This window comes from Pseudoalteromonas denitrificans DSM 6059 (assembly GCF_900112265.1).
GTDB lineage: Bacteria > Pseudomonadota > Gammaproteobacteria > Enterobacterales > Alteromonadaceae > Pseudoalteromonas > Pseudoalteromonas denitrificans.
In genome coordinates this window covers 213,587-240,231 of record NZ_FOLO01000001.1, presented here as the reverse complement: position 1 = coordinate 240,231, position 26,645 = coordinate 213,587, and the positions used below count along the sequence as shown (strand labels likewise).

The 26,645-nt window shown below is 35.5% G+C and carries 27 protein-coding genes; 10 read left to right on the top strand and 17 right to left on the bottom strand.

Features of this window, described 5'->3' with window-relative positions:
- Positions 1 to 8 precede the first annotated feature (8 nt).
- The 5 genes from BM088_RS00935 to BM088_RS00915 all read right to left on the bottom strand — a co-directional run bounded on the left by BM088_RS00935 (position 9) and on the right by BM088_RS00915 (position 6,427).
- Positions 9 to 686: a TIGR00153 family protein gene (locus tag BM088_RS00935; RefSeq protein WP_091978910.1), complete on the bottom strand. Its 678-nt coding sequence runs from the start codon at positions 684 to 686 to the stop codon at positions 9 to 11.
- A 122-nt stretch (positions 687 to 808) separates the two neighbouring features.
- Positions 809 to 1,519: a phosphate signaling complex protein PhoU gene (phoU, locus tag BM088_RS00930; protein WP_091978908.1), complete on the bottom strand. Its 711-nt coding sequence runs from the start codon at positions 1,517 to 1,519 to the stop codon at positions 809 to 811.
- A 57-nt stretch (positions 1,520 to 1,576) separates the two neighbouring features.
- A complete protein-coding gene (pstB, locus tag BM088_RS00925) occupies positions 1,577 to 2,404 on the bottom strand; it encodes a phosphate ABC transporter ATP-binding protein PstB (RefSeq protein ID WP_091978906.1) in 828 nt (275 codons plus the stop codon).
- 75 nt (positions 2,405 to 2,479) lie between these two features.
- Positions 2,480 to 4,126, bottom strand: coding sequence for a phosphate ABC transporter permease PstA (gene pstA / locus BM088_RS00920; RefSeq protein WP_091978904.1), 1,647 nt, complete (start codon positions 4,124 to 4,126; stop codon positions 2,480 to 2,482).
- Positions 4,127 to 4,192: 66 nt separating this feature from the next.
- Positions 4,193 to 6,427 (bottom strand): ABC transporter permease subunit, encoded by a 2,235-nt coding sequence (locus tag BM088_RS00915; protein ID WP_091978902.1) that lies wholly within the window; start codon positions 6,425 to 6,427, stop codon positions 4,193 to 4,195.
- Between the two features lie 256 nt (positions 6,428 to 6,683).
- Here BM088_RS00915 and BM088_RS00910 point away from each other — a divergent pair, with 256 nt between their 5' ends.
- The gene (locus BM088_RS00910; RefSeq protein ID WP_091978901.1) at positions 6,684 to 7,187 is read left to right on the top strand and encodes a glycine cleavage system transcriptional repressor; all 504 of its coding nucleotides are present in this window, start codon (positions 6,684 to 6,686) and stop codon (positions 7,185 to 7,187) included.
- A 195-nt stretch (positions 7,188 to 7,382) separates the two neighbouring features.
- On the opposite strand, the gene BM088_RS00905 is transcribed toward BM088_RS00910, so the two are convergent.
- The 10 genes from BM088_RS00905 to BM088_RS00860 all read right to left on the bottom strand — a co-directional run bounded on the left by BM088_RS00905 (position 7,383) and on the right by BM088_RS00860 (position 17,348).
- Positions 7,383 to 7,967 carry a cytochrome c3 family protein gene (locus BM088_RS00905; RefSeq protein WP_091978900.1) on the bottom strand — a complete coding sequence of 195 codons (585 nt, stop codon included), beginning with the start codon at positions 7,965 to 7,967 and terminating at the stop codon, positions 7,383 to 7,385.
- Positions 7,968 to 7,982: 15 nt separating this feature from the next.
- Entirely contained in the window at positions 7,983 to 8,456 is a 474-nt protein-coding gene (locus BM088_RS00900; RefSeq protein ID WP_091978898.1) for a nitrate reductase cytochrome c-type subunit, read from the bottom strand.
- Positions 8,457 to 8,468: 12 nt separating this feature from the next.
- Positions 8,469 to 10,955: a nitrate reductase catalytic subunit NapA gene (gene napA, locus BM088_RS00895; RefSeq protein WP_091978896.1), complete on the bottom strand. Its 2,487-nt coding sequence runs from the start codon at positions 10,953 to 10,955 to the stop codon at positions 8,469 to 8,471.
- A 54-nt stretch (positions 10,956 to 11,009) separates the two neighbouring features.
- A complete protein-coding gene (locus BM088_RS00890; protein ID WP_177207906.1) occupies positions 11,010 to 11,318 on the bottom strand; it encodes a chaperone NapD in 309 nt (102 codons plus the stop codon).
- A gap of 16 nt (positions 11,319 to 11,334) precedes the next feature.
- The gene (locus BM088_RS00885; RefSeq protein ID WP_091979128.1) at positions 11,335 to 11,481 is read right to left on the bottom strand and encodes a TIGR02808 family protein; all 147 of its coding nucleotides are present in this window, start codon (positions 11,479 to 11,481) and stop codon (positions 11,335 to 11,337) included.
- Between the two features lie 345 nt (positions 11,482 to 11,826).
- On the bottom strand, positions 11,827 to 12,336 hold the full coding sequence (locus BM088_RS00880) for a DUF3087 domain-containing protein (protein WP_091978891.1): 510 nt from the start codon (positions 12,334 to 12,336) through the stop codon (positions 11,827 to 11,829).
- 198 nt (positions 12,337 to 12,534) lie between these two features.
- Positions 12,535 to 12,744, bottom strand: a complete 210-nt coding sequence (locus BM088_RS00875; protein ID WP_091978889.1) for a cold-shock protein — start codon at positions 12,742 to 12,744, stop codon at positions 12,535 to 12,537.
- A 369-nt stretch (positions 12,745 to 13,113) separates the two neighbouring features.
- A complete protein-coding gene (locus tag BM088_RS00870; RefSeq protein WP_091978887.1) occupies positions 13,114 to 13,824 on the bottom strand; it encodes a DUF3581 family protein in 711 nt (236 codons plus the stop codon).
- Positions 13,825 to 14,382: 558 nt separating this feature from the next.
- Complete coding sequence (gltX, locus tag BM088_RS00865) at positions 14,383 to 15,867, bottom strand: glutamate--tRNA ligase (protein ID WP_091978885.1); 1,485 nt, start codon at positions 15,865 to 15,867, stop codon at positions 14,383 to 14,385.
- Positions 15,868 to 15,962: 95 nt separating this feature from the next.
- Positions 15,963 to 17,348 carry an aminotransferase-like domain-containing protein gene (locus BM088_RS00860; protein ID WP_091978883.1) on the bottom strand — a complete coding sequence of 462 codons (1,386 nt, stop codon included), beginning with the start codon at positions 17,346 to 17,348 and terminating at the stop codon, positions 15,963 to 15,965.
- A 104-nt stretch (positions 17,349 to 17,452) separates the two neighbouring features.
- Between BM088_RS00860 and BM088_RS00855 the strand changes: the two genes are divergently transcribed.
- The 7 genes from BM088_RS00855 to ruvX all read left to right on the top strand — a co-directional run bounded on the left by BM088_RS00855 (position 17,453) and on the right by ruvX (position 22,773).
- Positions 17,453 to 18,055, top strand: a complete 603-nt coding sequence (locus BM088_RS00855; protein ID WP_091979126.1) for a LysE family translocator — start codon at positions 17,453 to 17,455, stop codon at positions 18,053 to 18,055.
- A 9-nt stretch (positions 18,056 to 18,064) separates the two neighbouring features.
- Positions 18,065 to 18,487, top strand: coding sequence for a GNAT family N-acetyltransferase (locus tag BM088_RS00850; protein WP_091978881.1), 423 nt, complete (start codon positions 18,065 to 18,067; stop codon positions 18,485 to 18,487).
- 170 nt (positions 18,488 to 18,657) lie between these two features.
- On the top strand, positions 18,658 to 19,779 hold the full coding sequence (locus tag BM088_RS00845) for a DUF3083 family protein (protein WP_091978879.1): 1,122 nt from the start codon (positions 18,658 to 18,660) through the stop codon (positions 19,777 to 19,779).
- 146 nt (positions 19,780 to 19,925) lie between these two features.
- Positions 19,926 to 20,657 (top strand): 16S rRNA (uracil(1498)-N(3))-methyltransferase, encoded by a 732-nt coding sequence (gene rsmE / locus BM088_RS00840; protein ID WP_091978877.1) that lies wholly within the window; start codon positions 19,926 to 19,928, stop codon positions 20,655 to 20,657.
- Between the two features lie 107 nt (positions 20,658 to 20,764).
- On the top strand, positions 20,765 to 21,715 hold the full coding sequence (gshB, locus tag BM088_RS00835; RefSeq protein ID WP_091978875.1) for a glutathione synthase: 951 nt from the start codon (positions 20,765 to 20,767) through the stop codon (positions 21,713 to 21,715).
- 24 nt (positions 21,716 to 21,739) lie between these two features.
- Positions 21,740 to 22,297, top strand: coding sequence for a YqgE/AlgH family protein (locus BM088_RS00830; protein ID WP_091978873.1), 558 nt, complete (start codon positions 21,740 to 21,742; stop codon positions 22,295 to 22,297).
- A gap of 29 nt (positions 22,298 to 22,326) precedes the next feature.
- Positions 22,327 to 22,773 carry a Holliday junction resolvase RuvX gene (ruvX, locus tag BM088_RS00825; RefSeq protein WP_091978872.1) on the top strand — a complete coding sequence of 149 codons (447 nt, stop codon included), beginning with the start codon at positions 22,327 to 22,329 and terminating at the stop codon, positions 22,771 to 22,773.
- A 109-nt stretch (positions 22,774 to 22,882) separates the two neighbouring features.
- On the opposite strand, the gene BM088_RS00820 is transcribed toward ruvX, so the two are convergent.
- Together BM088_RS00820 and BM088_RS00815 are read right to left on the bottom strand one after the other, a co-directional pair.
- A complete protein-coding gene (locus BM088_RS00820; protein ID WP_091978870.1) occupies positions 22,883 to 24,016 on the bottom strand; it encodes a PilT/PilU family type 4a pilus ATPase in 1,134 nt (377 codons plus the stop codon).
- Positions 24,016 to 25,068, bottom strand: a complete 1,053-nt coding sequence (locus tag BM088_RS00815) for a type IV pilus twitching motility protein PilT (protein WP_091978868.1) — start codon at positions 25,066 to 25,068, stop codon at positions 24,016 to 24,018. Before BM088_RS00815 ends, BM088_RS00820 begins: the two co-directional genes overlap by 1 nt.
- Positions 25,069 to 25,107: 39 nt before the next feature.
- Between BM088_RS00815 and BM088_RS00810 the strand changes: the two genes are divergently transcribed.
- Positions 25,108 to 25,794, top strand: coding sequence for a YggS family pyridoxal phosphate-dependent enzyme (locus BM088_RS00810; protein WP_091978866.1), 687 nt, complete (start codon positions 25,108 to 25,110; stop codon positions 25,792 to 25,794).
- Between the two features lie 13 nt (positions 25,795 to 25,807).
- Entirely contained in the window at positions 25,808 to 26,626 is an 819-nt protein-coding gene (gene proC, locus BM088_RS00805) for a pyrroline-5-carboxylate reductase (RefSeq protein WP_091978864.1), read from the top strand.
- The last annotated feature ends 19 nt before the right edge of the window (positions 26,627 to 26,645 follow it).

Genomic DNA, 26,645 nt, shown 5'->3' with positions numbered 1-26,645 from the left:
AAATATAACTAACGAGCTAACATTAACTCAAGACGAGAACCAACACGCTCTGCAATATCGGCTAAATCACCCACCCATTCAATGATCTTATATAAGAACATAACATCGATAGGATTCATTTCACCTTCTATATGACGTAACTGCCTACGTAGTTTAATTTGCATTTCGTCAGTATCTTGCTCAATGGCATCCAATTCCACTAACATTTTTTCTACTAAAGTCACTTCGCGGCCTCTAAAGCCAGTCTCTAGTAATTCGTCTAATTCATTTATTGCATTAGATGCTTGTTTTGTAGCATCAATACAACGAGATAAATAAGTAAGGAAATCAGCTTGAATTTCACTTGGTATATCCATCTCACGACCTATAACACGGCCAGCAATATCTTTAGCTTTATTGGCTATTTTATCTTGCTGTGTGATCAACTCTAATAAGTCGGTACGCTCAACAGGTAAAAATAAACCTCTTGGTAACTGAATTCGAATGTTTCGTTTCATTACATCAGCTTCACGCTCTAATGTCCTAATTTGTAAACGAACTTGTTCAGCTTGTTGCCATTCTTTTTTAAACACATGTTGGAAAAAATCCATTAAAGTTTCACTTGCTTGGTGAACTTTTAATATGTGTTCTTCTATAGGTTTGATCGGAGACTTTGCAAAGACCCCAAAAAACGCATTTCCAGACATCATTTACCCTTCATTTCTTATTTGCAGCGCGGATTTTACAGTATAAACTTCGATTGTGAATCGATTTTATGACCTTAAACCCATTAATATTTTAATTTTTATAATTTGAGCTAAAAATCCGATTACAACTTTAGAATGTCTTTTTCTATATCTTCTTGAGATATATGACGAATATCTTTACCTTTAACAAAGTAAATGACATATTCGGCAATATTTTGACACCTATCACCAATACGCTCTAAAGAACGAACAGACCATACTAAGGCCATTATTTTAGGAATAGATCGCGGATCTTCCATCATATATGTCATGATTTGACGAATTAAAGCTTCATATTCACGATCGACTTTAGCATCTTCTTTATGTACTTTAAAAGCGGCCTCAACATCCATTCGTGCAAAAGCATCCAAAACATCATGCAACATTTTTGAAACTTGACGACCCATATTGTCTATCATCACTAAAAGGTCTTGTTGCTCTTTTGAAAAAGAATCAAGTGCAACCTGTGCAATCCTGCGTGCCTCATCTCCTATTCGCTCTAAATCCGCAATTGTTTTTGCAATGGCAACCACTAAGCGCAAGTCACTTGCTGCAGGCTGACGCTTTGCAATGATACGCGTACACTCTTCATCTATGCTCACCTCCATTGCGTTTACTTTATAATCATCTTTTTCAACTTGTCGAGCTTGCTCTGAGTCATTTGCTGAAACAGCATCAAGAGCTGAGTTTAATTGTTGTTCAACTAAACCGCCCATAGCTAAAACATGATTACGTACATTTTCTAAATCTTGATTGAACTTTCCTGAAATATGTTTACTTAAATTATGTTCCATAATTTTTCCTAAAATATTGCCATGTAATGGTTAAACTAAAAGTACACTATAAAGTTATTAACCATAACGGCCTGTTATATAATCTTCTGTTTTCTTTTTAACAGGCGTTGTAAATAAAGTGTTTGTATCTGAATATTCAATTAGTTCGCCCATATACATAAATGCAGTTTGATCCGATACACGTGCTGCCTGTTGCATATTATGCGTTACAATTACCACTGTGAATTTTTCTTTCAAATCACCAATTAATTCTTCAATAACTAAAGTAGAAATAGGATCAAGTGCAGATGTTGGTTCGTCTAATAATAATACTTCAGGCTCAATTGCAATTGACCGCGCTATTACGAGTCTTTGTTGCTGACCACCCGATAAACCAAAAGCACTATCATGTAATCTATCTTTTACTTCATCCCAAATAGCAGCTGATCGTAATGATTTTTCAACAACTTCATCTAAACGACGCTTATCTTTAATACCTTGTAGTCTCAAACCATACACAACATTTTCATAAATTGATTTTGGAAAAGGGTTTGGGCGTTGAAATACCATGCCGACATTACGGCGAAGTGCTGCAACATCTACTTTTTTATCATATATGTTTTCACCATGAAGTTGAATTTCACCTTCAATGCGACAAATATCAACCAAGTCATTCATACGGTTAATACAACGCAACAAGGTTGACTTACCACAACCTGATGGCCCAATAAAAGCAGTAACCTGACCTTTTGGGATTTTCATATTGATATTACTTAGCGCTTGCTTATCACCATAAAATAAATCAAGATTTTTTATTTCTAATGCTGTTTGTGCTGGTGTCAAATTATTAAGGTCTAACTTTAAACCATTTGCTGAATTTGAAACTTCTGGTGCAACTGTGATCATTTTTTTTACCTAAATATGAGTTCTAGTTAGCGGGCTTTTAATACCCGTCAATTAACACTTAATTCTACTGAGCTATTAATGCTCTAAAACTTTAAATTTTTCACGTAAGTGATTACGTACACCAATCGCTGTAATATTCAATGCAATAATAACAGAGACTAATAAAAACGCAGTCGCATATACAAGTGGTCTGGCAGCTTCAACATTAGGACTTTGAAAACCTACATCATAAATATGAAAACCCAGGTGCATAAACTTACGATCTAAATGCATAAAGGGAAAATTACCATCAAGTGGCAATGTAGGTGCCATTTTAACCACTCCTACTAACATAAGTGGTGCAACCTCACCTGCAGCACGTGCAACTGCTAATATTAACCCCGTCATAATAGCTGGACTCGCCATTGGCACAATAATACGCCATAAGGTTTCGGCTTTAGTAGCCCCTAAAGCTAACGAACCTTGTCGAATAGAACTTGGAATGCGAGATAAACCTTCCTCTGTTGATACAATCACAACAGGTAAAGTTAATATAGCTAAAGTTAATGCTGACCACATCACCCCCGGAGTACCAAATGTAGGGCCTGGAAGTGCTTCAGGGTAAAAAAGCTGATCTAAACTGCCCCCTAGCATATAAACAAAAAAACCTAAGCCAAATACACCATACACAATCGAAGGCACACCTGCTAAATTAATAACAGCAATACGGATCATTTTTGTAACTGCATTTTTTGCTGCATATTCATGTAAATAAATTGCGGCCACCACACCAAAAGGCGTCACTATCACAGCCATTAGCATAACCATAAAAACAGTACCAAAGATAGCAGGAAAAACGCCACCTTCTGTATTCGCTTCTCTAGGATCATCAGATACAAATTTACCAAGTTGAATAAAGTATTGACCTAGCTTTGAGAAAAACCCCATATCATTTGGAAAGGTAAAATCTAATACTTGATATAAAGGTATCTTTACCATTTCACCACGCATATCTTTTACAATAACCTGATCTCGTTTTGCTTGGTCTCTTAATTTAAAAAGTGCTTTTTCTAACGTATCATACTGTGCTTTTTGTTCAGCTTTAAATTTTTCATATTCTTGAATTCGCTCTTGTGTTAATTCACCATTTAACTCATAAGAACGTTGCTTTAAACGCGCCCTTTCTAACTCATAATTAATATGACCTATGGCGCCATTTTGTAAATCAAGTGCCTGTTCATTAAGAGATACAGCACGCTCAACAAGTTCTTCTAACTTTTCAACTTTATCAGTAGTATGCACTTGACCATTTTCAATTACCTTTTCAACATAACCGTAAAAATTACCATTTTTACTACGTTCAAACACAGCCATCTCTTCTGGGGCTGATTGTGATTTAATATCAGTTGTTAAGATCCATCGAAAATCGAGCTCCACATACTCACGGTTACCTGTTTTAACTAACAGTCGCTCAACAAACTCTTCATTATAATCGCCTAAATCCGCACCTGTCGCTAAAATACGTGAAGTGGGTACATTTTCTCTATCATAAATTTCACCAATAACAATACTTTGCTTACCATCAACTTCTAGCTCAAGTTGAACAACTTCTGATGGCCAAAAAAAACTTAAGCCACGCCAAGCAATGAGTGCCAATAAACCTATTACAGAAATTAAGCTAATGCTAACTGCACCACCCGTTAACCAAATCCATGGGGATCCTGATTTAAACCAGTTATTCATACATATAACCTTTACATACTCTATTTTGTAATTTATGTGTTTTTTGTAATTTCATTTCAATTAGCCTTACATTGAGCTATATTTTTCACGTAAACGTTGGCGCACAAATTCAGCCACAGTATTAAACATGAAGGTAAAAATAAACAATACAAAAGCAGCTAAGAATAAAATTCGATAATGAGAGCTACCCACTTCAGACTCTGGCATTTCTACTGCAATATTAGCAGCTAATGTTCGCATTCCTTGGAAGATACTCCAGTCCATAATAGGGGTATTACCTGTTGCCATCAGTACTATCATGGTTTCACCAACTGCACGGCCTAAGCCCATCATGATGGCGGAAAAAATACCAGGACTTGCAGTCAGTAGTACGACTTTAACTAAAGTTTGCCACTGAGTTGCACCTAAGGCTAATGAACCATTTGTCAAATGTTTTGGAACACTAAAAACGGCATCTTCTGCTATGGTAAATATGGTAGGAATAACAGCAAACCCCATAGCAATACCAACAACCAGAGAGTTTCGTTGATCAAAATTCAACCCTAAATCATTAGTAAGATATTGTCGTACATCACCACCAAACAATAAACTCTCAACCAACGGACTCATACTAAAAGCAAATACACCAAGAAGTAATACAACAGGTATTAACAATAAAGAATGCGACCCTTCAGGAACTGAATTACGCATGCTTTGAGGTAACTTAGACCATCCAAAAGCAGTGGCTAACATTGATAAAGGTAAACCAAATAATAAAATTAAAATCGCTGGTAAATGTTCTTCAAAAATAGGCGCTAACCAAAGCCCCGCTAAAAAGCCTAAAATAACAGTTGGTAAAGCTTCCATTATTTCGATGGTCGGTTTAACTACTTTACGTAGTTGTGGAGACATAAAGTAAGCAGTATAAACAGCCGCAGATAAAGCAATCGGAACAGCAAATAACATGGCGTAAAACGCTGCTTTTATCGTTCCAAATGAAATAGGGATCAATGAAAACTTTGATTCAAAGTCATCACTTGCTGAGGTTGACTGCCAAGTATAACCGGGCTCTGAATAACCTTCATACCACACCTCATTCCACAAGCCGGACCAACTTACTTCTGGATGTTCATTAACGATATCTAACAAGGAAACCGTATTACCGGCTATCACTAAAGCAGCATCTGAACGCGGTGATATTGCAAAATGACTAATCGCTGAATTTGCAACTTTTCCTAGCCATAGAATACTTTCGCTCGTTGTGTAATAAAGGCCCAAATCCCCTTCTTGATTAACTGTAAAAAAAGTACGTCGATAAAATTCAGGAAACATTGCTGTAATATTTTTGTCAGCAGTATTAAATGTGCGTACCTTAGTAAATTCACGGCCTTGATCTGTAAGCACTTCAAACCACTGTGAGATTTCACCATTGTCATTATTAAATAACAAAGAGTTAGCACCTGCTAACAAAACACTTGAAACTAAATTTGAATTTTCTTCATTAGCTGCAAGGCCTTGTATTAATGATATGTTATCAATATCTCGGGTATTAAATATAAACACTTTATTAGCACTGCGTACAAATGAGCGTGTACCGTCTGGAGAAATGAGTAACTCATCAATACGACCTTCTACATCAAGTTCTCCATACTGCGCAATCCACTCTATTTCATCAGTCATGAAGTTCTCTTCAGCCGTAAAAACAGTGAATATAATTTTATTTTTTTGAGTTTGCGCTAATACTGAAATTTTCCCTTCATCGACGCTAAAAGCAAAATCTTTAATTGCTTGTGCATGCTCATCTACCAATAAGTTTACGTCACCTATAGGATAAGAAATACCTGGCGTAATAACTCTTGTGTCGTTAGGGAAACTAACCTCAAATTTAGGATGAACTAAAGTTATTTCACCGTTATCAAAACCATAAGCATATAAACCTAAATGAGGTGCACTTTGTGCAAAGCTCGTTACTTTGCCACTTAAGTTTATTTTACTGCTATTTATTTTTTTACCAAACTCGAGACCTTTTACATGATAAAAATCCATCATGCCAGACTGCGTTAATAAATAAGCAATCTCTGTTTGCTCTTCCATTCCAGCAGCTACTATTTTCTGCCCGACAGGTAAAGTAAATTCATTTCGAGGTGTTACTGATGCTGACTCAAAAATTGGTGCAACAACATAAAGTAAATAAAAGAAAATCATTAAAAGTGCAGCCAAAACCATGACTCCACCTGAAAAAATACTAAATTGTGCAACTTTATCTTTAATCAAACGGCCTCGATCCGTATGAAAATTAGATTTTTGCGAATGTGAAGCCATCAAAGTTTCCTTCAGCATTAAAATTGGCCATATTATATTGTGTCAAGATGACAGTTTTGTTACATATAAAGTGAATTATCAATAAATCTGACATAAAAGTGTCATCTTTTTGATAATTATTACTTTATATCAAAGACTCATTTAAAATATAAAAATATTGTATCGCTAAACTGGACAAAACATATCGCGAGGTCAATACTTTGATTTTGAATAATAACAATTTAGTTTTAGTTTTTAGTGAAACAGAGAGCAACTTATGAAGCAGTTAGTATTAACCTTAATCGGGCAAGACCGACCAGGCCTTGTAGAAGAAGTATCCTCAACAGTTTTATTACATAACGGTAATTGGCTAGCCAGTAACTTAAGTCATCTAGCGGGTCACTTTGCAGGCATATTACAAGTTGAAGTACCTGAAGATAAATTATTAGCATTACAAGAAGCACTTCATAATATCAATAATTTAGAAGTGAAAATAGAAGATGGTGAGCAGACTGCTCATTGTCCAGATAAACAATTGAACTTAGTAATAACAGGTAATGACAGACCAGGAATAGTCCAAGAGTTATCAAGTGTGATCAGACATAAAGGAGCGAGTATTATTCATTTTACTTCAAAACAACAAAGCGCACCCAATTGGGGTGTTCCTTTATTTAATGCAATCGCAACGGTTCATTTGCCTGAGGGATTAGATAAAAACGAAGTAATTAATGCATTAGAGTCAATTACTACAGATGTGATTGTTGATGTTGAACCAGCTTAACCTCTTATAATAATTATAAGTACTTTCACTTTTAAAACCCTATTATTAATATACGATAATAGGATTTTATGTTTTAGACTTTATATGTATCTATCTCATACAGTCTAAAAAAAAGAAATTAAAAAGTCACAGTTTTTTAAACCTGTGACTTTTTTATATAACCTTTATTAGATTAATAAATACGCATGGCATCTATTAATGCCAGCCTTCAACACCTTCCATGTCAGGTAGCTCATGCGCAATACCTTTATGACAATCTATACAGGTTTTTTCACCTGAAGCTAAGGCTGTTGAGTGCATTTTGACACTACGGCTCCCTTGTTCAGAGAAGTCCATATACTCAAAGTTATGACAGTTACGACATTCACGAGAATCGTTATCTTTCATGCGTTTCCATTCTCTCATAGCCATAGACTTACGATGATCTTGGAATTTTTCACGCGTATCAATAATGCCAGTCATTTTACCCCAAACCTCTTTACTCGCAGCTATTTTACGGATAATTTTATGAGTCCAATCTTTTGGTACATGACAATCAGGACACGTTGCACGAACACCTGAACGATTAGCATAATGAATCGTTTCTTTGTATTCCTGGTAAACGTTATCGCCCATTTCATGACAACCGATACAAAACTCTTCCGTATTGGTTAATTCTAGAGTCGTATTAAATCCACCCCAAAAAACCACGCCACCAACAAAGCCTAATGCGATTACAAAACCTACCGCTGCTGAGGTCGGTGTTTTAAGTATCTGCCATATTTTTTTCAACATATTCATATGTAGGTCCTATGGCTATTTGTGGCTTAATGATTCAACTGCGCGAAACTCATTTTTTACTAATGGTTTAGCATCAACTTGAGGCACATGACATTGTGAACAGAAATAACGACGAGGCGATATATCTGATAAAGTCATGCCATCACGCGTTTCAAAGTGGGTTGGACTCACTTTAGTCGCGCCTACTTCTTTTGCATACTTCCAACCATGGCAAGATAAACACTTATTAGAGTTTAAATCTACTTTATAACCACGGATTTGATGTGGTATCACTGGAGGTTGATGAACGTAGTTACGCTCAACAACTTCACGATCTTTTAGTACCCGTTTCATTTTATCTGACTCACGAGTTTCACTTAGCTGTGCTTTACCACGCAAAGACTCAATACCACCATTACTAAGTAATGCATCATTAGATGAATCATCTTTTTGTGCTACAGCAGTTGCCACAACACCTAATAGTACTAAACCGGTTATTAATTTTTTCATATTAATGCTCCCCTACACTTTACGTACTTTAATAGCACATTTTTTGTAATCGGTTTGTTTTGACAAAGGATCTGTTGCATCTAACGTGATCTTATTGATCAATTGTCTTGCATCAAACCAAGGAACAAATACTAAACCAACCGGTGGTCTGTTACGGCCACGTGTTTCTATGCGGCTTTTCATCTCACCACGGCGAGATTCTACCATCACTTCATCACCACGGCGCAGGTTACGCTTTTTAGCATCATCTGGATGCATAAATACAACCGCATCAGGGAATGCTCGATATAACTCAGGAACACGCTGTGTCATTGAACCTGAATGCCAATGTTCAAGTACACGACCCGTACATAGCCACATATCATATTCTGAATCAGGCGCTTCAGGAGGTGCTTCATAAGGCGCTGAAATAATTAACGCTTTACCATCTGGCTTACCATAAAACTCAAAGTCCTTACCTTTACCGACATATGGATCTGACCCTTCTTTATAACGCCATTTAGTTTCAACACCATTCACTACAGGCCAACGTAAACCTCTCGCGGTATGGTACATTTCATATGGTGCTAAATCATGGCCATGATCACGCCCAAATGCAGCATATTCTTCGAATAAGCCTTTTTGAACATAAAAACCACAATCATGAGCATCATCATTAAGCTCTTTAGCTTCTTCAATAGGGTAAGCATCAACGTTACCATTGCGGTAAAGTACATCGTACATGGTTTTACCACGAAGATGAGGAGCCTTAGCCAGTAATGCTTCATCCCATACATCTTCAATTTTAAAACGTTTTGAAAACTCCATTAATTGCCATAAATCAGACTTAGCTTCACCAGGCGCTTTGACTTGTTGGAACCAGTGTTGCGTACGACGTTCCGCGTTACCGTAACACCCTTCTTTTTCTACCCACATAGCTGTTGGTAAAATAAGATCGCCTGCCTGACATGTTACTGTTGGGTAAGGGTCAGATACAACAACGAAGTTTTCTGGGTTACGGTAACCTGGTAATGTTTCTTCATTTAAGTTTGGAGCAGCTTGTACATTGTTATTACACATAACCCAGTAAGCATTTAACTTACCATCTTTAAGCATGCGGTTTTGCAATACAGCATGGTAACCTGGTTTTGCTGGAATAGTACCTTCAGGTAGTTTCCAAATTTTCTCAGCGTAATCACGATGTTTTTTCTTTTTAACAACCATATCTGCAGGTAAACGATGCGAGAAAGTACCTACTTCACGTGCTGTACCACACGCTGAAGGCTGACCAGTTAAAGAGAAAGGACCACTACCAGGTTTAGAAATTTTACCAGTTAATAAATGAATATTATAAACTAAGCTATTCATCCAAACACCACGTGTATGTTGATTCATACCCATAGTCCATAGTGACATTACTTTCGTTTTAGGATCGGCATACATTTTAGCCATTTCTTCTAGGTTTTTAGCTGGTACACCTGAAATTTCAACTGTTTTCTCTAAAGTATATTCAGCAACTTGCTTTTTGTACTCTTCAAAAGTTACATCAAGAATCTTTCCTGAATCAGCATTTTTAGCGGCTTTTTGTAGCTCATGCTCAGGACGTAAACCGTAACCTATATCTGTTGTTACTTGTTTAAAGTGAGTATGTTTTTTAACAAAACCCCAATCTACAGCATCATTTTGAATGATGTAATTTGCAATATAATTGGCAATTGCTAAATCTGTATTTGGTGTAAAAATCATACCGTTATCAGCTAACTCAAAAGAGCGGTGTTTATAAGTTGATAGCACATGGACGCGGACATGCGAGTGACCTAAACGGCGATCAGTTAAACGTGACCATAAAATTGGGTGCATTTCTGCCATATTAGAGCCCCAAAGCACAAATGAATCTGCTTGCTCTAAATCATCATAACAACCCATAGGCTCATCGATACCAAAGGTACGCATAAAGGCACCAACAGCTGAAGCCATACAGTGACGTGCATTTGGATCTATATTATTTGAACGAAAGCCTGCTTTCATTAACTTAACTGCAGCATAGCCTTCCATTACAGTCCATTGACCTGAACCAAACATACCTACAGATGTTGGACCTTTCGCTTTTAATGCTGATTTGAATTTATCAGCCATCACGTCAAAAGCCATATCCCAACTTACAGGTTGGAAGTCGCCTTCTTTATGAAACTTACCATCTTTCATTCTTAATAAAGGCTGAGTTAAACGGTCTTTACCGTACATAATTTTAGATAGGAAATAGCCCTTAATACAATTTAGGCCTTTATTTACCTCTGCATCAGGATCCCCCTGAGTTGCAACCACTTTACCATTTTGGCTACCAACTAGAACACTACACCCTGTACCACAAAAACGACAAGGAGCTTTATCCCATTTGATTTTACTTTTATCTGAATCAGTGATCAGATTTGATGCTGATGCCGGAATTGCTACACCAGCTGCTGCAGCGGTAGCAGCGATTGCATTTGCTTTAATGAAGTCACGTCTTGATTGATTCACAACTTCTCCTCCTGACTAGTTATATGACTCTTTTAAGTCGATATAAACTATTTGCTATTTAAAATTAATTTTACCGTCATTATTTTTTGCATGAGGTACTAACCCTGCATCGTTATGGTGGAATATCAAAGATGCATCAAGCACCCCTTCAAAAACACTTAACTTTGTAATAATGTCGACTACATTTTTTTCTTTGTCTGTTGCTTCAACGGTTACAACCATGCTTCCTTCATTACTCACTTCATGCACTTCAGTGCCAGGAAGCGCATTTAATTTTTCAGCTACAGCTTGAATATTTTGAGGAAATGCTTTAACTAACACTCCAGCAATATGAACAGGGTCTTCTTCTAATAAGTTAATCACGACTAATTTACCTACTTTAAGTTTTTGACTGGATAGATTTAGCACCAAGCATTTTCAGAACAAACAAAGAAGTTGCTGCTACTCCAACAAAACCGACGATAAATATTGTTGGCATTGCTAAATAACCTAGCACAGTCCAAATCATTGACTCTAATGCACTCATTTAGCTCTCCTGGTGGATGGGTTTTCTTGTCTACATATATTAAATTTTGTTACATAAAGCATATTGATTTAGATCATCTTTTTAAAAAAACCTTACTAAAAAAGTGGGATTGCAAATACGAATAGCAATTAATTGTATTTAAAGGGTTTATTTAAAATATTTAGGACATTAGTAAGGATAGAAGAGAATAATAAGATTGGAAATTAGATCTGGTTTTTGATTTTTTAAAACGAAAAGGTTATAAAAAAACATTTTATAAATAAATTTAATCTAATGATTTTAAAGTAAATTAAAGCTTATAAAGTAAACAGATAAACTACTTACTTTATAATAAGTTTAAAAGTATTAATTTAAATTTGATAAAATTTGTACATCATACTGTGATACATCTAATACAATATTATACTTTTTTGCTTGTGAATTTAAATCTGCTTGCCATAAAGTTAACTCATCTAGTGTTATATTATTGTCATCTAAGTGCCATAGCTGACGGGATCCTGCATAATAAAAATTAAGCGCTTGCATTGCAGGTATATCACCACGCTCTACACCTTGCCTCACCTTTCGCATTTTTCTTGTGATTTTATTGAGTGCTTGTTTTAAATCCCATACATAAGCCACCTCAGCCATAAAAGAGTGGTTTTTATATTTAATTAAAATAAAACCAAGGCATAAACTCGTTATAATCACTCCAATTAAATTCCAATGAAAATGACTACCTGATGATGAAGGAAACAATGCAATCAAGGTTTGAGCAATGCCTAAGCTTCCTATAGCAAGCGATAATATACATGCTGTAATAATACGATTTAAATGGGCTCTATACCTTTTTTTATTAATTTCAATTAACTTCATGAGATATCCAGCTGATAATTAATTTTAAAAATAGACGTATCCTAACTCTTTTCCTAACACTATTTTTCATTGAGTTAAAACTAGGCCAAATATTGTTTTTTAAACACAAAAAAGGGCATCCCCTTAGGTTTGCCCTTTAATCTTAGAATTAAGAATCTTAAGACTAAGTAAGTTACTAATATTAGCTGAAGCTAATAATTAGATAGCTTGAATGTTCTCAGCTTGAGGACCTTTCTGACCTGTAGTAACAGTGAAAGATACACGTTGACCTTCAGCAAGCGTTTTAAAACCATCGCTTTGGATTGCAGAGAAATGAGCGAAAACGTCAGGACCATTTTCTTGCTCGATAAAACCAAAACCTTTAGATTCGTTGAACCATTTTACTGTACCAGTAGTAGTAGTAGACATAACTGTATCCTATTTAATGAAGAGTAATATAAGCCTTAAAGGCAGTTGTGCTAAAAGTGTTACTTTCTTATGTAAAACAGGACGACAGATGTAAAACATACATCGAAATGGTGTAGCATAATCTAAAACGAACTTTCAAGCTGGGGGAAGTATATATGATAATCCGCACCAGTCAATAATAACTCCTTTGTAAAATGCACTGTTTAGCACTTTTTTTAATTATTTTTTATAAAAAAATAAAAAGGCTGTTTTTTCAGCAAAATGAAAAAGAAAGTTAATTAAAAAGGTTCTTTAATGAAATAAAAAAGCGCTAAATTAGCGCCTTTCATTTTTCACACAGATGGTAATTCAAAAACCTGAGGAATAAAATTATTTTGGTTTTAAATCTGTTTTTCTTTGATTATAAAAAGTAATTAATTCATCAACGGTTGTTTGACAATACTCTCTTATGCCTGAAACCAGCATATTTTTAACACCCGTGCCAACTAATTTACCGTTTTCTAATAAGTTAAAACGTAAAGTGATTTTTCCTCGCTTACCGTTTAACTCAAATTCAGGCTCTGAAAATTCAAGTTCGGGCGATACTAAATCTAATCGCTCTAAATCAATTGACATTGACTCATAAATTACCATAGGACGAGTTGGGTTAATCATCACTTCTTGTTTACCCATTAATGGGATAATTACATGGGGAAATGTAGTACCTGAAAACTCAACGTAATTTTTAGTTAAGCTTTTTGTTAAAGCAGGGCATATTGAAGATTCTCCTGAACGTAGAACCGATAAATAAACCTTTTCACCATCCGTAATATCAAATTTTTCTGCATCATGAGCCACATCTGGTAATATTAATTCTACATTTTCATTTACCATGCCTGAAAAAGTAAAATGCATTTTTTTACTAATGCCATATTTTTTTAATACTAAGGAAAAAAGCAAATCCCCAGGAACACAAAACTTTTTAGCGTCAGCATCGTGTAACGGGTTAAAGTCATCCGCCATTAATTTAGCAAAATTACTACCTTGTTCACGGGTGAACGAAACTTTATCAGCAAATTCTTGGTAAAAAGGACTTAACATATTTAATAACTTCTTTTATGACTAGATTCACAACCGCGCTATTCTAGCAAATTTTCCAACAAGATAGGTCTGATCAGTAAAAAAAATATTTTTTGCAAGTTTGATAATAAAAATTATTTATACTCGATATTACTTTTAACTTTAGAAATAAAAATGAAACTAATCATATTAATTATTTCTAACTGTATTTTTACTTACAGGCATTCAAAGTTTACAATTCGAACAAACTCGAGATATATGCTTCAGGTATTGCTGCGAAAAAGGCTGGCGCCCAATTAATTACAAGAGTAATAGGTGAATGTTGCTCACTTAATAATATCACTCCATCTGAAGATTTTATAAATGAAGTATTAGATTTAAAAGGTAATGCTTTTGCCATCCCTAATTGCTATAAAATAACTCAAGCGCAATACCATTTAACTTATCAGTGCAGTGGAACCGATTATAAAAATACTAATAAAAAAATAATTGTTAAAATACTTATTTAGGACTGGTCATTAATTCAAAAAGAAAAAGCGACTATTAAGTCGCTTTTTTTATTACATAATATCGTCGTACTTAATCAGCTTGATAAACCTTATAAGCTTTCTCTAATTTCTTAGCTTGTTTCTTAGAAACACCAATATGCCCTAAAGCAACACGTAACCGCGCACGAGACATATCTGAACCTAATATTTCCATTGCATCAATAACAGAAGTGGATGATGTTTTACCACTGATGGCAACAAATATAGGCTCTAAGAACACCTTGATTTTCAACTCATGGTGATCAGCTAATGTCTTTGCAATTGCAAATATTTCGGATTTTTCCCATGTACGTAAAGCTTCTAAATCCCAAATAAAGAACTGTAATGCTTGGCGGATCACATCCTCTTCAGCTTTACCTGCGGTTAATAGTTCAGGTGCATATGTTGGCATGCCTGAAACAAAATAACCGGCAAGTTCAACTAAATCAGATAATGTATTAATACGTGTTTTTACTTGGGGTAAAATTTTACCTAAAGTTTCGCCATTAAACTTCCAATCTACAAAGCGATTTATTAATTCTTCGTCAGTTAGGTTTTCGCGGATCCAAAGGCCATTTAACCAACTTAGTTTTTCAACATCAAATACAGGGCCACCTAGTGACACCCTTTTCATATCAAAGTTTTCAATCATTTCAGCTAACGTGAATTTTTCACGTTCATCAGGCATTGACCAGCCCATACGACCAAGGTAATTCAATACAGCTTCAGGTAAAAAACCCATTTCTTTATAATAATTAATAGAAGTTGGATTTTTACGTTTTGATAATTTAGATTTATCAGGGTTACGTAATAATGGTAAGTGACCTAAAGTAGGTGCTGTCCAACCAAAGTCTTCATATAATTTTAATAATTTAGGCGCTGAGTTGATCCATTCTTCACCACGGAATATATGGCTAATTTCCATATGATGATCATCAACAACATTTGCTAAGAAGTAAGTTGGGAAACCATCAGCTTTAAGTAATACTTGCATATCAACGTTTTCCCATGGGATCTCAATCTCACCACGTAGATAATCGTTAAACTTAAAAGTCCCTTCTGCTGGGATATTCATACGGATCACATAAGGTTTCTCAGCAGCAAGATTCGCTTCAATTTCATTTTGAGATAATTTTAAACCACGGCCATCATACTTAGGACGTAGACCTTCAGCCATTTGCTCTTCTCGCATTTGGTCAAGTTCTTCAGCTGTGGCAAAACAATAAAAAGCTTTACCATTATCAACAAGTTGTTGTGCATATTTTTTATATAAGTCACTACGCTCTGATTGTCGGTATGGACCAAACTCACCACCCACATCAGGACCGTGATCCCAATTTAAGCCTAACCAGCGTAAACTATCCATAATCGCTTGTTCTGATTCTGGCGTACTACGCACCTGATCTGTATCTTCAATACGTAATACAAACTCCCCACCTTGCTGCTTAGCAAAAGCGTAGTTAAATAAAGCAATATAAGCAGTGCCTAAGTGCGGGTCACCCGTTGGTGACGGTGCTACACGAGTACGAATAGTCATTAATGAAATCTCTTAAAATAAATTTGTAAAAACTAAGCCTAAATAATTGGAGCTAGATTAACATAAAGCATGAATAATAACCGTTAGTTATTCATTTAAATAACAACATCATTATTATTTTGTAATTGCATAAAAACACTATCCATAATGTTCACACCTTTATCAAACAAAGCCCTGGAATTTGGGCCCCCTAAAGATATTCTGATACCATTAAAATTTAAGCTACTGCCCTTAGATAAAAAAGAGTCTGCTGTACGTACTTTTACTTTATTTGCTAATAATAAACCGTTCAATTGATGCATATTGATATGTTCGGGCAATTCAAGCCATATATTCAAGCCTCCAAAACGTGCTGCTATATTATTTTTATCAAATACTTTTTTAAAAGCCTGCTGACGATAAGTCAGTTCTTTTGCCAACTTTTCTTGGTTAAATTTATAGTTATCACTTTGTATAAAACGAGAAGCCAATTCAAAATTCATTGTTGAAACCATCCAACATTGACTATGTACATTTTGTTTCAGTACTTGTTGAAACAATACAGGTGCAAGCAGATACCCCACCCTTAAGCCCCCTGCAAAATATTTAGATAAACTCGATATATAAAAAACACGATCCGGCGCTTTTTGCTGAAGTGGTAATCGCCAATTATCAGGCAAACAATAATTTACATCATCTTCAATTATAAAAAATTGATATTGACGACTTAAAGCCAAAATTTTATCTAATTGTTGTTCACTGTATTTCACATTGGTTGGATTTTGATTATTAGGTGTAATATAAAGCACCTTGGGAGAAAAGTTCTTACAAATATCTTCCAGTTGAGCTAAATCAATGCCTTCATTAGTAACAGCTAAAGCTTGTGTTTTAAGCCTTGAAGCTTCTGCTGCACGGTAAAATCCGGGATAACATAACGCTTCATGCAAAACCAAATCACCTGGTTCAGTCAATATTTGCAAACAACTAAAAACGCCTTGCTGTGCACCTTGAAGAAAAATAAGCTCGTCTGCTTTATTGGCAATGCCTCTATCCTTCAACCAATGGCTAAAAATTTTCTTATGTTTTGCTATACCGTCTATTGAATAGGTCAGTATTTGAGACAGAGCATTATTATCCTCCGCTAACTCTTTCATTGTTTGCGCTAAAATAGCCTGCTGCCCCATCATAGGTTGCATGCTTGAAGCAAAGTCAACATCAAGATTATCGGGAAGCGTTATCGTTTGTGCTGTAACAAAAGTACCTGCTCCTAACTTCGCCTTAACGACCCCTCTTTTTTCAGCCAACTGATAAGCACGTGTTACTGTGCCATGCGTTACACCCAATTCATCTGCCAACCAACGCTGCGCAGGCAGCTTCTGGTTATGTTTTAGCTCACCTGAGCTAATAGCTTCTTCTATCAAAAAAGCCAGCGCTTTATATTTAGCCTGTATTTTTACAGCCTCATTAAAGCACTCTGATCTTACCTTCCAAATTGTATCCATAACAATAAACTCGTAGATTAAAAACAACTAATGTGACAAATTAAATAAACACAAACACACGCAATTGTATGCATACAATTATTTTATTTCAAGGGAGAACTTTTTTGAACACTGAATTAATTTCATTAATACTGCCAATTTCTATCTTTAGTATTATTGCGACCATCACACCAGGCCCAAACAATATTTTATTAGCACATTCTGGTGCACATTTTGGCATAAAAAAAACGCTACCTCATGTAATGGGTATTCGTTTAGGCATGATTTCACTTCAAGCAACAATTTTATTTGGTTTAGGAAATTTATTTAAGGCAATCCCAAGCTTACAAGTAATTTTAAGCATGCTTGCTACAAGCTATATTATAATGTTAGCAATTAAAATTTCTCGCTCTCAACCCCCTTCTTTAGATAATAAACAGCAGCCTATGAGTATAGTTCAAGCTGCATGCTTTCAACTCATTAATCCAAAGTCTTGGGCTATGTTACTAACTGCAAGTTCCATTTTCACTTTAACTGGCGACCTATTTTGGCCCTCGGCTATTTTGAGCATATTGCTTTTTAATACTGTATCCATTCCCTGTGCTTTTATGTGGGTTACAGTTGGAAAAATGGTCTCTAAAAAACTACAAGATCCAGTTTTTAATAAACGATTCAATTTCACTATGAGTGGTTTATTACTGCTCACAATTCCAATGATATTTTTATAAGGTAGAAGAATGGCTATTAAAATAAAACACACATTAAATGCACAAGATTTTAGTGCCGTTTTCAGATTTTTAAGTGAGCGCAGTTATTGGTCTAAAGGTATCTCAAAGAAATGTTTAAGATTTGCTTGTGATAATTCATTATGCTTTGTATTAACTGAAAATAACACGCTTCGTGCTTTTGCCAGAGTGGTCACTGACCAAGCTACATTTGCAAATTTATTGGATGTATTTGTTTTGGAGGAATATAGAGGTTTAAGTTATGGTAAACAACTAATTACGGCCGTAATGACTGACGCTCGATTACAAGGCTTAAGACGATTTACTTTAGCGACTAAAGACGCCCATGATTTATATCAAAAATATGACTTTTCAGAGCCAGTATTCCCTGAAGGCATGATGGAAATATATAAGCCTAATATTTATATTGAATAGGCTTAATCAAAATGTACCAATAAAAACTTATATTTTTTTGTCATAAACTTGATTCCTTGTATAAATGAATGTCTACTTATAAAAAGTTTGTTCTAAAACAATAAACCTAATAAGTTGAATTTTATAATACCCCTATAAAAAATGTGCTTATCATCAATTAAGGATCAACAATGTCTATTCGTCGTCATCGTAGTAAAGTCAGCAAAGTTTATTTGCCATCTAATTCTCGTTATAACCAATTTTTATTAGCTGAATTTAAAATAACAGATGATTTACTTGAGCGCTTTGAAACTAACGATAGTTCAGATAAATTAAAACCTTGGCAAGCTTTTTATCAAAAGTTCTCAGAGCAACTTTTCACTGTATGTGAAGAAACTGACATTGATAATGTGCACTTTATTGCTAATGATAAACTACCAAGAGTGCGTTTTAATCAAGAAATCCGATATTGGGAAACAGATCAGCAAATGCTGATTTTTTATAACCCAGAATACCATCAATCCTATAAATCTCATTTTGATGGTGCTGTGCGCGCAAAAAAAATATCATTATTATTTTTAGCTTCAGGTGACTCTATTCGCACCAGCGCAGCCAGTTACCATGCAAAAGTACGAAAAACACTCACAAAATTGTTATCAGAGGTAGGGGTAGATGCGAGTGCAGTCCGTTTACGTGATCATCAGCATTTAACATATGATTTATTCGCAAAAGACAAAGGCACTGAAGGTTCTAATGGCCATACTTTAAGGCTCATTAAAAACCGTTATAAAGCAACAGAAGTTAACTTACCTGAACAAAACGATACTATGAGTTATGTTGTTGCTAGCATGCCAGTCTCACGCCGTTTATTAAAACGTGGCAAGGTTAATTTAGTAGGAGAGCAAAACTACGGTAATTTTTATCAAATGTTGAGCGATGCCTGCGTTAATTCAGCACACCACTACAACTTAAAAAATGGTGCTTTTATTGCAAATGGTTTAACACCTATTATACGGAACAGTTCTAATAAACCAGAACAAAGAGTAGGTGAATTACAAATGCTAGGTTTTGATCCTGTCAAACCTAAAAATGAGTTTTACTGTAACTGGAATGATGATCATTTAGTTGATTACGTACAAATCATTTTTGCTGCAACTCAAGCTGATATTGAAGATAAAGGGTTTGCCAAATTTATGGAAACCGTTGATAAATCACTGCGTATGATGGCTAAAGAACTAGAAATGACGCCAGATCACGAAGAAATTGCAATTCGCTTCCATCAACATTTAGCATATCACTTCGACCAAGCCTAAATTTCACAATTAAATACTCATGCAAAATATGCTGCATGAGTATTTAATATGACTTTCATCTTCCTTCATAATTCCTAAATAGATATACCAAACAGAAATATGTATCATTAATATCAATCACCATTTTATATAGATCAAAAGCAAGCATGCGCATTCCACACATTTATCAATCAAGCGAAATTAGCTTACATGAAACCTTAGCCTTATGTTCTGATGCCGCGGGGCATATCACACGCGTTTTAAGAATGGGCATAGGCGATAAAATCAGTTTATTTAATGGTGATGGAGGTGAGTACTTATGTGAACTTGTTGAAGTCAATAAAAAAACAGCTTCAGTTAAAGTAATAGAGTTTATTAATAAAGATGTTGAATCTCCTTTAAAAATTCATTTAGGACAAGGTATTTCTCGTGGCGATAAAATGGACTTTACTATCCAGAAGTCTGTTGAATTAGGAGTGACAGAAATCACCCCTATTTTTACTGAACGATGTGGCGTAAAGCTCAGTGGTGAACGTTTAGCAAAAAAACACCAACAATGGCAAAAAATAGCAATTGCAGCAGCAGAGCAATCAGGTCGAAATTTTGTAACAAAAATACATGAACCAATAAAAATAGATTTATGGTTAGAACAAGCATCCGATGAGTTGAAAGTCACGCTACACCCAAGGGCTGAACACAGTATAAAAACAATCCCAAACCCCATGGCAGGCCTACGTTTTATAGTCGGCCCTGAAGGTGGGTTCACCGACGCTGAAATGATAAAGACTAAAAATAGTGGTTTTATAGATATTCGTTTAGGTCCAAGGGTATTACGTACTGAAACAGCCGCATTAACCGTATTAAGTGCATTGCAATTAGAGTTTGGTGACTTAGCTTAAAGTCCCCCAAAAAGTGAAGGCTAGTTTTTTTATAAACTAGCCCCATATACTTTTATACAAGTAAAATTTTAATTCAAAATCTCTAACAAAATAACAAGGTCAACACCATGAGCATTAAACTCGGGATCATTTCAGACCCAATTTCAGGTTTTAACATTAAAAAAGATACCGGTTTTGCCATGATGGTAGAAGCACAAAACCGCGGTTACGAATTATATTACATGGAAATGGATGATCTTTATTTACGTAAAGGCCAAGCTTTTGCAACTGCAGCTAAAGCACAAGTTTTTGAAGATGAAAGTCACTGGTACAATTTAGAAGAAAAACACAGTATCGCCCTTGCGGATTTAGATGTTATTTTAATGCGTAAGGATCCACCTTTTGATACCGAATATATATACGCAACTTATATTTTAGAACGTGCAGAACTTGCAGGAACACTTATAGTAAATAAACCACAAAGTTTACGTGATGCCAACGAAAAGTTATTTACAGCTTGGTTTAGTGAGTTTACACCCGATACCTTAGTGACGCGTAATCAAAAACACATTCGTAGCTTTCTAGATGAACATGGTGATATCATTTTAAAACCCCTTGATGGTATGGGCGGCGCATCAATTTTCAGAGTAAAAAAAGATGATGCGAATTTAGGCGTTATATGTGAAACTTTAACAAAACATGGCAATGAATTTGCCATGGCACAAAATTATATACCAGAAATAAAACAAGGTGATAAACGGGTATTAGTTGTTGATGGAGAGGTAATACCATATTGTTTAGCACGTATTCCTCAAAATGGTGAAACGCGAGGGAATTTAGCTGTTGGTGGCCGTGGAGAAGCGCGCCCATTAACAGAGTCAGATCTCAAAATTGCACAAGCAATTGCACCAACATTAAAAGAAAAAGGACTTATTTTTGTAGGTTTAGATATAATTGGTGATAAGTTAACCGAAATAAATGTTACGGCACCAACCTGTGTTAAAGAAATTCAGGCTGCTTTTGATATTTCAATTACAGGCATTTTATTTGATGCTATTGAACGTAGACTAGAATCATAAAATATCATTATCGAGGTCAGTGTAATGCAATCTCTTGAAAATCATTTTCTTATTGCTATGCCAAATATGCAAGATCCTGCATTTAGGCACTCGGTTACTTATATTTGTGAGCACAACAATGAAGGAGCTATGGGTTTAGTTATTAATCAACCCATAGATTTAACTGTTGGGGAATTATTAGATCAAATAAAAATCGATAACAATAAAGAAACTAATGCGGCCAATGTCACCGTATTTGCAGGGGGTCCAGTTCAGCAAGAACAAGGATTCGTATTACACGCTCCCAAAGAAGGTTATCAGTCTAGCTTAAAGTTAACTGATAAAATAATGATCACAACATCTAAAGATGTTTTAACCTCTTTAACAACGCCTCAAGCCCCCGAGCAATTTTTAATATCTTTAGGCTATGCTGGTTGGCGTTCTGGACAATTAGAGCAAGAATTGATGGATAATGCCTGGCTTACCATTGAAGCTGATCCTGAGATACTTTTTAATACGCCTTCACATTTAAAATGGGAAAAAGCAATTGAAATGCTCGGGATAGATATTAATAAACTAAGTCATCAAGCAGGGCATGCCTGATTAAACAGTCAAAATACACTGAGGTAATAATGGCGAAACGCCAATTAAAAGAGAAAGGTCAACGTACGGTCTTAGGTTTTGATTTTGGGACTAAAAGCATAGGTATGGCTATAGGGCAGGAAGTAACGGGTTCAGCAACGCCTCTACGCGCTATAAAAGCCCAAGATGGTATTCCTAACTGGGATGAGATAAAAAAAATTGTTGATGAATGGTTACCTGATTTAATTGTTGTAGGTTTACCTTTAAACATGGATGGCACTAATCAAGAAGTGACTTTTCAGGCGAAAAAATTTGCTAATCGTTTGCATAATAAGCACAGTTTGCCTGTTGAAACACAAGATGAACGTTTAACAACAGCTGATGCAAAAGCGCAACTTTTTGAACAAGGAGGTTATAAAAATCTCAAAAAAGGGAATATAGATAATATGTCTGCTAAATTAATCTTAGAAAGTTTTTTTGAAAGTCAGTGGTCGTAATTATTTAAAACTTCCACTTTAATATTTTTTAAATCAATTCCATTTCCCGTTAAAAATAAAAGCTCATTGTAAAATGAGCTTTTATTTAGTCAATTAAATCAGAGAATGACTAAACCTCGTCATCACCTAGTCCATCTACAGTGACACCTTGTAGAAAGCCCGCACCTTGTTGATCGTTATTTCTGAGTTTTATCATTAGCCTTAAGTCATTTGGTGAATCTGCATGATGCAATGCATCTGCATAGTTAATTTTTTGATTTTGATAATGATCAAATAATGCCTGATCAAATGTTTGCATACCCATTTCACGAGATTTAGACATCGTTTCTTTAATCCCTCCTATATCACCTTTTTTAATAAGCTCAGCTATCATGGGTGAATTAAGCATAACTTCAATTGCCGCCACACGCCCTCTGCCATCAGAGGTAGGAATTAATTGCTGTGCAACGATGCCTCGTAAATTAAGTGCGAGATCATATTTCAATTTGTCATGCTTTTCTTTTGGTACTAAATGCATAATACGGTCAATTGCCTGATTTGCATTATTCGCATGCAAGGTCGCAACACATAGATGCCCAGTTTCAGCAAAACTCAGCGCATACTCCATGGTTTCTTGGGAGCGGATTTCCCCTATCAAAATAACATCCGGTGCTTGGCGTAATGAGCTTTTAAGAGCGGAGTCAAAGCTGTCTGTATCTAAACCGACTTCTCTTTGTGTCACTATACTTTTTTCATGTTCATGCACAAATTCAATAGGGTCTTCGATTGTTAAAATATGGCCTTTATGATTGCGGTTTCGATAGCCTAATAACGCAGCTAAAGAAGTCGACTTACCAGTACCTGTACCACCAACAAATAGCATTAAACCTTTTTTTGCCATTATTAAATCAGTTAGTACTGAAGGCAATCCTAAATCAGTCACGTCAGGTATCGTTGTCACAATACGACGAATAACCATACCAGCTTTATCTCTTTGCCAAAAAGCAGAGATCCTAAACCGTCCTTCATCTGTCGCGATAGCAAAGTTACACTCTTTGGTAGAATGAAACTCTGTTTTTTGTTTTTCACTCATTGCAGATTCAACCAAAGATAAAGACTCTTCTTCGGTTAAACTGTGTTCATCAAATGGCGTCAGTTCACCATTAATTTTTGCACTGACAGGTAAATGGCTTGATATAAAAACATCAGAAGCCTCTAATTCACACATTTTAGCCAGATAATGATTTAAACTTTCAATATTCATTACATTCCTCCAGTTGCACCAAATTGAGATTTATCATGTGCTTTGGCCGCCGCCGCCGCTTGGCTAATAATTCCCCTATTAAGTAAATTACCTAAACATTGATCCATCGTCTGCATCCCAAACCCTGCTCCGGTTTGAATTGAAGAATACATTTGCGCAATTTTATCTTCACGAATTAGGTTTCTGATCGCTGGAATACCTATCATAATTTCATGGGCTGCAACACGACCTCCCCCCGTCTTTTTCAACAAGGTTTGTGAAATAACCGCTCTTAGTGACTCCGATAACATAGAGCGCACCATAGATTTTTCAGCCGCAGGAAATACATCAATAATACGGTCAATGGTTTTTGGTGCAGAAGTAGTATGCAAGGTACCAAATACTAAATGCCCAGTTTCTGCTGCAGTCATTGCAAGTCGAATAGTCTCAAGGTCACGTAGCTCACCTACAAGTATTACATCTGGATCTTCACGCAAGGCTGATCTAAGTGCATTATTAAAACTTTTAGTATCTCTATGTACTTCCCTTTGGTTAATCAGACTCAGTTTATTTTTATGCACAAACTCAATAGGATCTTCGATTGTTAATATATGGTCATGCCTAGTTGAATTAATATAATCAACCATGCCAGCCAAAGTTGTCGATTTACCTGACCCCGTAGGTCCAGTAACTAAAACCAAGCCTCTCGGATTATCTGAAATTTCTTTAAATATTTCAGGAGCCCCCAAGTCTTCCAAAGATAAAATTTCGCTCGGGATTGTACGAAATACAGCCGCAGGGCCTCGATTTGTATTAAAAGCATTCACACGAAAGCGTGCTAAATTAGGAACTTCAAATGAAAAGTCACATTCTAAGTTTTCTTCGTATTCTTTACGTTGTTTATCACTCATAATGTCATAAACTAGACCATTAACATCTTTGGCTTCTAATGCAGGAATATTGACTCGTCTCACATCACCGTCAACCCTGATCATAGGAGAGACGTCTGACGATAAATGTAAATCTGAAGAATTATGTTGCACACTGAAGGCCAATAATTCGGTAATATCCATAAGGTAAACTCCGAAAACTAATAAATTTGATATAACTATATGATTACAATAGCAGAACGACTCGATTCCGCCTACGGTAGAATCAAACAAGCGACAAATAAATCTAACCGCTCAGAACAAAGTATTACCTTGCTTGCCGTTAGTAAAACTAAACCAATAAGTCTTATTTTAGATGCATATGAAGCAGGTCACAGAAAATTTGGTGAATCTTATGTACAAGAATCAGTTGAAAAAATTGAAAAAATGGCCCATCTTAATGATATTCAATGGCATTTTATTGGCCCAATACAATCAAATAAAACCAAATTAATCGCACAAAATTTTAATTGGGTGCAAAGTATTGATAGGTTAAAAATAGCAAAACGATTAAATGAGCAACGGCCCAGCAATTTAAAGCCTCTGAATATTTTAATACAAGTCAATATCAGTAATGAGGCATCCAAATCTGGTTGCTCAATTGAGGAGGTTAACAACTTAGCACAAAGTATAAAGACCTTAGATAATTTAAAACTCAGAGGGTTAATGGCTATTCCTGCTAAAAAAGAAACTGTAGAACAACAAATTGAAGACTTTACAATGCTAAAAACTTGCTTTGAGGCACTTCAGACCCAATATAAAGATATTGATACTTTATCTATGGGCATGAGTGCTGATCTTGAACCCGCTATTGCAGCTGGCTCAACTATGGTAAGAATCGGCACGGATATTTTTGGCGCAAGAAGTTAAAACGAGTTTATAAATGACAAATAGAAGCATTGCCTTTATTGGCACAGGTAATATGAGTTACGCAATTATCAGCGGCATGATCAAAAACGGTTTTGATAAAAAACAGATAATTGCAACTAATCGCAACCCTGAAAAGTTAGCACATATACATAAAGAATTATCAATTGAAACTCAAGCAGATAACCTTATCGCATTAGCAAAAGCAGATGTAATTGTATTAAGTGTTAAACCACAAGTTATGGCTGATTTATGCCAAACCTTTGCAGATTCAGATATAGATCTAAGTAATAAATTATTTATTTCAGTGGCAGCAGGTATAACCATTGACAGATTGCAACAAATGTTAGGTCAAAAAGTAAGCATAATCCGTTGTATGCCCAATACACCTTCTTTATTAGGAAAGGGTGTTTCAGGTCTTTATGCACAAGATGCAACTGATGATGATAAAGCTTTCACTCAAGCAATATTTGAAAATACAGGCATAGTAACCTGGTTAGAAAAAGAATCTGATATTAATAATATTATTGCTGTAACAGGTTCATCTCCTGCATATTTCTTCTTATTTATGGAAGCGATAGAGAAAAAAGCAAAAGCATTAGGTTTTAACGATGAACAAGCTAGGCAACTCGTTCAGCAAACAGCACTAGGTGCAGCACAAATGGTTGAATCACAAAATATTCCTATTTCAACCTTACGTGAAAATGTAACATCAAAAAATGGTACAACAGCAGCCGCATTGGCGCATTTTAAAGAGAGTGGATTAATTCAGGATGTATCTGATGCCATGGACAAATGCATCAACAGAGCAAAAGAAATGGAAAAAGAACTTTAATCTTTGATCATATTTAGCA